Below are 7,700 nucleotides of genomic sequence, written 5' to 3'. Positions count from 1 at the left end.
CCCTCACTGGGCATAGCAGTTCTGTCTGGAGCGTCGCATTCAGCCCAGATGGCAAAACTATTGCTTCTGGCAGTGATGACAAGACGGTACGGTTGCGGAATCTCAACGGGCAGCAACTCAAAACCCTCACTGGGCATAGCAGTTCTGTCATGAGCGTCGCATTCAGCCCAGATGGCAAGACGATTGCCACTGGCAGTTTAGACAACACGGTACGGTTGTGGAATCTCAACGGGCAGCAACTCAAAACCCTCACTGGGCATAGCAGTTCTGTCACGAGCGTGGCATTCAGCCCAGATGGCAAGACGATTGCTTCTGGTAGTTTAGACAAGACGGTACGGTTGTGGAATCTGGATTTGGATGACTTACTGGCACGCGGTTGCGCTTGGGCGCATGATTATTTGAAGTACAACCGCAGTGTTCAGGATGGCGATCGCAAGCTGTGTGATGATGTTGGTACTCCCAAATAAGTTGGTTTGTAAAATTAGGGGACTGGGCGGGCAAGATGCCCACCCCACAAGAATTGTTTGGAATGCAAGTGCAAGAAATTGATAGGCGATCGCACAGAGTACCCGCTTGGCGAACGCAAATATAGCAGTTTGCAATTGTATGCAGTACAGTGAAGCTTATTGTTTTGCGATTGGCTTTGCCACTGCAAGAAAGGGCGATCGCGTGTAGATTCAACGTGGTTTTTGGCAGGCGATCGCAGTACCTTTTTGGAGCAATCACTCTCAGAACTCGGAACTTCAACCTCAGAACTCGAAACTTCAACCTCGGAACTCGGAACTTCAACCTCAGAACTCGAAACTTCACCCTCAGAACAAGGTCATCATACTAACACAAACGATTGGGCAATAAACAGCATCCGCGCATGGCGATCGCAAACAAGTACACTACCCGCGCATGGCGATCGCCCTAAAATTCAAAGCCAAGATTCCAAAGATAATGCTCTAACTTGCTGAATGCGCTCAAAGTCACTATCAGCTGAGACTACAGTGAGGTTGTATTGTACAGCAGTGGCGGCAATCCAAAGGTCATTTTCATCGAATCCCAAATCAGTGATTCTAGTTTTTCTTCGCTTGCTTCTCTCTCTTGGACCAAACTGGTTGAACAAAGCTGCTTTAATTTGACCGTAGATAGTAGCTGTATCTCTATTTACATGATAGATGCAAATATCTTCAAAAAATTCTGCCAATCGTGCCAGATTCGTTTCCTTATGTCGGGAGTTTTCCATCATGTAGGTAAGTTCTCCTTGGACAATCACACAGGTTGAAATGTTTAACTCACCTACCTCCGCAACTCGACGAATAACTTTAGGTTCTCCAATAAGAATGCTGCTACAGTGATTCGTATCTAACAAATACATTACTCAAAGTCGTTATCATAATCAAATTTTGCTTTACCGCGAGACGTATAAACGAGTTGTAGACACTCTTGATAGTCATCACCACTCCATGTCCCTGCGTGTCTAAGGATGGAACGCCCAGAAGCAGGATTGTATGGAAGTTGAGAAGGTTCAGAAGAACTTTCTTCCTGTGAATCATGAGAATCAATAGACGCTGATGATTCTTCAAAAGGTGGAGATGTTATTTCTACTTGTGATTTATCTTGCTTAGTTTTCAAAAAGCGCAAAAAGTTTAGTGTTTCTGCTAACAAAGATTCTGAAGTTGATTCAAGTTCTTGAATCAGTTGCTGTTTAATCGTCATTGTGCTTAGTCACAGAATGTAATTTTTTAAGTAATACATTAATAATATTAGCTCTCACGCAATCACTCCAACCTCAGAAAGGGAGGTGTACCACAGGCGATCGCTCTTGAATTGCACTTGATGATATTGGCGATCGCCCAAGCGCCCTCAGATCTTGCACCCAACAAGAGCCAGAGGCTCTAATATCCCTCTTTACCAGGTTGAACCTGGTAACGAGGGTTTGGAGGCTTCGCCGACTCACTGTTGCAATAGGTGCAAGATCTCAGCATACAGAAGCCACGTAAAGGGCGATGGCGCAGAGCGATCGCACACGCCATACTCTGTGTTTTCCTTGTTTTCCTAGTCTCTCGGCTGCTCCTACAAACATTAATCCTTACTTTGGTAAAATATGCAACTATCTTCAGTAGATAAAAACAGCTAATCTATTAATACTCAAGAGGGATGCGGATAGAAAAGCCGCTTTGCTAGGGGAAGCGAAAGCATGAAAGACTGGCTTACAAAATTATTCATATGCATATTGTTAGTGTATAACCTGTTGTTAGGGGCTAATGGCGCACAAGCCAACCAACTTTCAGATGTTTATGTGCAGCAATTGAGTACGATACCAGGAGTTGAAAGGTTTGTAAGTGGTGAGAATATAGTTAAAGAGAACCGAAAGGATGATTTTCGGCAATTTCGAGAGATAATTAAGGGTGCAGATAAGTTAGAAGGACTTTTTACGCTTTATCGCAGTAAGGAGTCTGACGAAATCTACTGGGAAATTAAGCCAGAACAACTGAATAAAAATTATTTAGGTGTAGTCACATTAGAATCAGGGATTGGGGAAAGCGGGCTTTATAGTGGACAGCCTCTGCAAGATTTCCTCTTCTATTTCCAGCGAGTCAATAATAACTTGCACTTTGTTGTTCGTAATGTCAAGTTTCGCACAGAACCAGGTCAACCAGAACAGCGATCGCTTGCTCGTTCATTTAGCGACTCTGTTCTTTATGCAGTTGAGATAGTTTGTATCGACCCATACACTAAAAACCTTCTGATTAACTTAAGTGACCTACTATTACAAGACTTTCCCGGATTAACGTCTCTGTTGAAATACTCGTTGCAAACTGAATATAACTTACAAGAAAACAAGTCATATTTTGGCGATGTCAACACCTTTCCTTTAAACCTAGAGATTGATTCGATTTACGGTTTTTCCTCACCAGAAGGAGCAAATTTAATCACCTTACCTGATAGCAGGTCACTCAGTCTTAAGGTACACTACAGTTTTTCGCAACTGAGAGAAAACAACGGTTATATTCCCAGGCTTGCAGACGACAGAGTCGGATATTTTATTACTGCTTTCCAAGACTTTTCTCGCAACAATGGAAAAGAACCATTTGTACGTTACATTAATCGTTGGCATCTCGAACCATCCGATCCAAATGCTTCTTTGTCTCCACCGAAAAAGCCGATTGTGTTCTGGATTGAAAATGCCGTCCCTTTAGAGTACCGCGACGCAATTCGTGAAGGTGTCTTGATGTGGAATAAAGCATTTGAAAAAGCAGGATTTCAAAATGCTATTCAAGTGCGGCAAATGCCAGATGATGCTGATTGGCAGCCAGCAGATGTGCGTTACAATACGATTCGCTGGTTTAATTCTCTGGATGCAGGTTTTGCTAGAGGACCAGTACGCGTCAATCCACTCACGGGAGAAATATTGGATGCAGACATCATTGTTGATGCCAACATGGTGCGTTCAATTCAGCAAGATTATCGCGCACTGATGGAAGCCAATTCAGATAATCAGTACTCTGTGGGAAGACGTTCTCCAAGTGTCTACCCACAGTCGAGAGTCAAAGCAAAAGAGTCAAGAGTTGAAAATAGGGGATTATGGTGTAGTCATTTCGTATTTGGGGCTTCAACTCATTTCAATCCTACTTCTTGCCCAGAGACAGTAAAATGGGGCAGCAATGTGATTCCAGTTTCCGACTGTACTCATAGTGATTTACTTTCGACTTTTGACGCTAAACTCTTGACGACCGAGAAAGATTCTGACGAATGCTATAGCATCGAGTCATCTTTTGAAGCAGCTATGGGGGCGCTGGCGCTGTCACTGGTGCAAGATGCAACACCAAATACTGAACAGATGCAGAAGTACGTGCATCAATATTTACGTTATCTCATCGCTCACGAAGTTGGACACACTCTTGGTTTGCGCCACAACTTTCACGGCAGCACAATGTTAACACCCCAGGAATTAAACAACACTGAAATCACTCACGCTAAAGGTTTGGTGGGTTCAGTGATGGATTATTTACCTGTGAATATCGCACCACAAGGAGTCCAGCAAGGCGACTTTTTTCCAGTGGTTATTGGTCCTTACGATGAATGGGCAATTGAGTACGGTTACAAAAGATACTCAAATCTCATGCCTGAGGAGATGACTCCTTTGAATGAAAAGGCTTTCTTGGAGGAAATTGTTTTGGCGTCGCCTCAGCCAGAATTATCTTACGCTACTGATGAAGATATTTGGGACATCAATCCTCTGGCAAATGTCTGGGACATGAGTAACGATGTGTTAGTTTATTCTCAGTGGCAAATGGATAATGCCCGCATGATGTGGCAGCGTCTCAACAAACGTTCTTTATTAAAAGGAGAAAGTTATAGCGACCTACGTCTATTATTTAACAGAATACTTAAATACTATTTCCGTAATGCCACTTTGCTGACTCAATACATTGGTGGGCAATCTTTTAGGCGTCACCATCCTTTGGATGAGACTCACGCTCGCTTTGTAGCAGTTCCTTTAGAAAAACAACGCTACAGCTTGATAAAATTGCAAGAGTATGTTTTTAGTGAAAATGCTTTCAGTTTCTCACCACAATTGCTTAATCAGTTAGCACCATCGCGTTTTTCACACTGGGGTAACCCGGTACCCGTCTCGCGGCTGGATTATCCAATTCATGAACGTATTCTATACCTTCAAAGTGCGATACTACGAAGGTTGTTAGATGGCGATCGCCTGAATCGTTTACGCGATATCGAACTCAAAACTTTGCCTGGGGAAGCGTTAACAATACCAGAACTGTTTGACATACTGCAAAAAGGTATTTGGACAGAAGTTTTAGGCGATCGCTCACACGTATCAATTTCTAGCATCCGCCGTTCATTGCAACGGGAACATCTGAATATTTTGCTAGAGATGATTTTGCGTACAACTTATGTCCCGGAAGATGGTCGTACAATAGCTTGGTATGAATTGCGCCAACTGCTTAAAGCTATTGATGTGACTCTCAAACAACAAGGTTCAAAGCTGGATATTTACACGCTAGCTCATTTGGAAGAAACTTGCGATCGCATCACCAAAGCATTAAATGCCCAATTGCTTTCTAATTAACCACAGCAAGCACAACAGAAGTTATATTTACAATAAGGTAGTAAGCGCTTTAGCGCTAAAGCGCTTACTACGAAATAATTTTCAAGCTTTACTTTTCTTTACATAGTTTAATTTTTTCTCGCCTACTTACTTACGAGAAAGCTTATATTTTTATAACAACCCAAAGCTATGACACAAGAAACTCAGGAAATCAGTGGTTTTCACGCTCATATCTACTTCGATACCGCCAGCCGTGATGTGGCGGCGCGTGTACGCGAAGGATTGGGCGCTAGGTTTGACGTGCGGCTTGGGCGCTGGCATGATCAGCCCATCGGTCCACACCCAAAATCAATGTATCAAGTTGCCTTCTTACCGAATCAGTTTGAGAAAGTCGTCCCCTGGTTAATGCTCAATCGTGAGGGGTTGGATGTTTTAGTTCATCCTGAGACGGGTGATGATGTGAAAGACCACACAGAGCATGCCCTGTGGCTAGGAGAAAAGCTAGAACTTAATATCGACATCCTTCGGCGGGCGAGAACAACTTAACAAAATTCATTAATAAGTATTGAAAAGCATACGCGGACGCGCTGAGATCCAGAACCAACCTCTAGTACAGCGGGGGCGGAAATAAGGCAACCATTTTCAATCAACAAAAAGCTTGTGCTGTAAGCTTTTTGACTTTTGAATGCGTGACTTTTAACTTTTGACTTCCAAAGCAGCGGCACTAGTACAACGCGGCGTAAATAGGGCAACCATTTAAAATCGCTAAAAACCTAATTCCATAATACTTTTGACTTTTGACTTTTGACTTCCGCCTTGCGGCACTAGCCTTGTCCTAACCGATACGGTATTTGTCATTACAGTTTCGATAACGCCTAGAACTTAGTCACTGTTACGTTAATACCAGATTCGAGTTCTGGAATCTTGAAAAACTCAAATTTTTCAGTAGGTTGAGAAGTCTGGTTGATTTGAGCAGCCTGATTATTTGTGTCCTCCAAACATTGTTTGAAGGTATTGCCAGGAGATTTAATCATTTCAAGCGGGTTAATCTTTTTGCATCCTTCACGTACTATCCCTATTGATTCAGAAACTTTTTTGAGATTATTGGTTCTGTCTGTGATGTTAAGTGTTCCATTAGTAATCGTAGCTGGTTGAGTGACAAGAGCAGCTGCTCGATTTTGGTCAGCTAAGGCAGGAGAAACATTTTCTTCGTTGGCTAAGGCAGGATGAGCCACAGCGATCGCGCAAAGCGCAAGCCCGAAGGGCATCGCACTCATGATTACAAATAAGGCTGTTAGTGAACGTTTCATAATGAAATTCCCTATATGATGCTTGCTTTGTGATTCTAATATTCTGTATTGCAAGCTTTTTCATCACTTAAGAAACACTAAAATAGCGTGGATTTCCAGAAAAAATTTACAAAAATTCTTACCTGAAAATATATCATAATAGGGATGATTTTTTAGAATATCAGCAAAAATCTTTATTTGATTTTCATGCATAGAGTACATTCTTGCTAGCCTCTTTGAGGCGGTAGCATAGAGAGGCGCACTTTATTGACCATCTCTCCACAGTTCTAGTTCCCCATAAATGTTGATATTAAATGTAAATTGAATGTTAATGTAATCTTCTTTGTAGGCTGTGGGCAAAGGTGCAAAGGGTACTGCTTGCTTAACAGCGTTAACCGCCGCTTCATCAGTCATGCTCAATCCAGAAGTTTGTGCAACGCGGAGATTGCTCACCAAACCTGCTCGGCTAAGAGTAAAGTGAAGCACTGTTCGCCGGGAAGACTGGGTGAGTCCGGGTATCCAGTGCTGCCTCACTCGTTCCTGTAGCTGTTGTAGATAAGCGCCCATGTCTGCATCTTGACGGGCATCAATGCCATCTACAGATTGATTGAGGCGGTTGGAATTAGGCAGCGCTGCTTGATTACTGCTTGCAAAATCACGACTAGATAAACTAATTGGACCACCCAAACGACTTGCTCCACCTGATTTTGAAGATGATTGCGATCGAGACACCTTTCGCGGTGATAAGCTCCGCGCCCCTTGGGATGATTGCGAAGTCGTCCTATTCTCTAACTGTTGAGGAGAGGATTTTGCAGCCAGCCGATCCCTATTTCCCTGACGAGTTAAAGGTGCTGATGGTTTCGTTGTCGGTGCAACTGTCGTTTGTCGAGGTTTGAGTGCTGGTGGTTTCGTTGTCGGTGCAACGGCTGTTGGTTTTGGTTGTGGTTCTGGCGGTTTTGGTGTTGGTGCGTTCGCGAAGCGGGCGCTCTGCGCCATCGCCTCTGGCACTGCGCTTTGCGCAATCGCCTCCGGCACTGGGCTTTGCCGAATCGCACTTTGTAGTGGTTCTGGTGGTTTCGTTGTGGGTGGAAGTGTCGTTTGCCTTCTTTTGAGTGCTAGTGGTTTCGTTGTCGGTGCAACGGCTGTTGGTTTTGGTTGTGGTTCTGGCGGTTTTGGTGTTGGTGCGACGGCACTTTGTAGTGGTTCTGGTGGTTTAGTTGTAGGTGGAAGTGTCGTTTGCCTTCTTTTGAGTGCTAATGGTTTCGTTGTGGGTGCAACGGCGGTTGGTTCTGGTTGAGGTTCTGGTGGTGTGGTTGGTGTCGCTGCTCTTTGTCGCAGTTTGAATGCTAATG

9 protein-coding genes are annotated in these 7,700 nt (G+C 43.6%); 4 read left to right on the top strand and 5 right to left on the bottom strand.

The features are described from left to right. A partial coding sequence (locus ACM0OZ_RS47120) for a WD40 repeat domain-containing protein (protein ID WP_414589867.1) occupies positions 1-467 on the top strand: 467 nt, incomplete at its 5' end. Positions 468-626: 159 nt separating this feature from the next. Then, a complete protein-coding gene (locus ACM0OZ_RS47115) occupies positions 627-959 on the top strand; it encodes a hypothetical protein (protein ID WP_414589866.1) in 333 nt (110 codons plus the stop codon). Here ACM0OZ_RS47115 and ACM0OZ_RS47110 read toward each other — a convergent pair. The 3 genes from ACM0OZ_RS47110 to ACM0OZ_RS47100 form a co-directional block, all read right to left on the bottom strand. Beyond that, on the bottom strand, positions 920-1,363 hold the full coding sequence (locus ACM0OZ_RS47110) for a type II toxin-antitoxin system VapC family toxin (protein WP_414589865.1): 444 nt from the start codon (positions 1,361-1,363) through the stop codon (positions 920-922). The two genes, ACM0OZ_RS47115 and ACM0OZ_RS47110, sit on opposite strands and share 40 nt — an antisense overlap. Beyond that, the gene (locus ACM0OZ_RS47105; RefSeq protein WP_414589864.1) at positions 1,363-1,704 is read right to left on the bottom strand and encodes a DUF2281 domain-containing protein; all 342 of its coding nucleotides are present in this window, start codon (positions 1,702-1,704) and stop codon (positions 1,363-1,365) included. The genes ACM0OZ_RS47110 and ACM0OZ_RS47105 overlap by 1 nt, the downstream gene beginning before the upstream one ends. A 73-nt stretch (positions 1,705-1,777) precedes the next feature. Beyond that, a complete protein-coding gene (locus tag ACM0OZ_RS47100) occupies positions 1,778-1,945 on the bottom strand; it encodes a hypothetical protein (protein ID WP_414589863.1) in 168 nt (55 codons plus the stop codon). A 240-nt stretch (positions 1,946-2,185) separates the two neighbouring features. Here ACM0OZ_RS47100 and ACM0OZ_RS47095 point away from each other — a divergent pair, with 240 nt between their 5' ends. Both ACM0OZ_RS47095 and ACM0OZ_RS47090 read left to right on the top strand, forming a co-directional pair. After that, the gene (locus tag ACM0OZ_RS47095; RefSeq protein ID WP_414589862.1) at positions 2,186-5,080 is read left to right on the top strand and encodes a zinc-dependent metalloprotease; all 2,895 of its coding nucleotides are present in this window, start codon (positions 2,186-2,188) and stop codon (positions 5,078-5,080) included. Positions 5,081-5,248: 168 nt separating this feature from the next. Continuing rightward, on the top strand, positions 5,249-5,605 hold the full coding sequence (locus ACM0OZ_RS47090; RefSeq protein WP_414589861.1) for a DOPA 4,5-dioxygenase family protein: 357 nt from the start codon (positions 5,249-5,251) through the stop codon (positions 5,603-5,605). 329 nt (positions 5,606-5,934) lie between these two features. Here ACM0OZ_RS47090 and ACM0OZ_RS47085 read toward each other — a convergent pair whose 3' ends face one another. After that, positions 5,935-6,369: a hypothetical protein gene (locus tag ACM0OZ_RS47085; RefSeq protein WP_414589860.1), complete on the bottom strand. Its 435-nt coding sequence runs from the start codon at positions 6,367-6,369 to the stop codon at positions 5,935-5,937. 243 nt (positions 6,370-6,612) lie between these two features. Beyond that, positions 6,613-7,700, bottom strand: a 1,088-nt coding sequence (locus ACM0OZ_RS47080) for a TonB family protein (RefSeq protein ID WP_414589859.1), incomplete at its 5' end; no start/stop codon positions are given.

The sequence above is a fragment of the Scytonema sp. PCC 10023 genome (genome assembly GCF_963920835.1).
GTDB lineage: Bacteria > Cyanobacteriota > Cyanobacteriia > Cyanobacteriales > Nostocaceae > Kalymmatonema.
Note: the sequence above shows the minus strand (reverse complement) of the source record. Positions and strands in the feature narration are given on the sequence as shown.

Coding starts and splice junctions, on each gene's coding strand:
- ACM0OZ_RS47090 (WP_414589861.1), top strand. CDS start 5,249: ATGACACAAGAAACTCAGGAAATCAGTGGTTTTCACGCTCATATCTAC.
- ACM0OZ_RS47085 (WP_414589860.1), bottom strand. CDS start 6,369: ATGAAACGTTCACTAACAGCCTTATTTGTAATCATGAGTGCGATGCCC.
- ACM0OZ_RS47110 (WP_414589865.1), bottom strand. CDS start 1,363: ATGTATTTGTTAGATACGAATCACTGTAGCAGCATTCTTATTGGAGAA.
- ACM0OZ_RS47095 (WP_414589862.1), top strand. CDS start 2,186: ATGAAAGACTGGCTTACAAAATTATTCATATGCATATTGTTAGTGTAT.
- ACM0OZ_RS47105 (WP_414589864.1), bottom strand. CDS start 1,704: ATGACGATTAAACAGCAACTGATTCAAGAACTTGAATCAACTTCAGAA.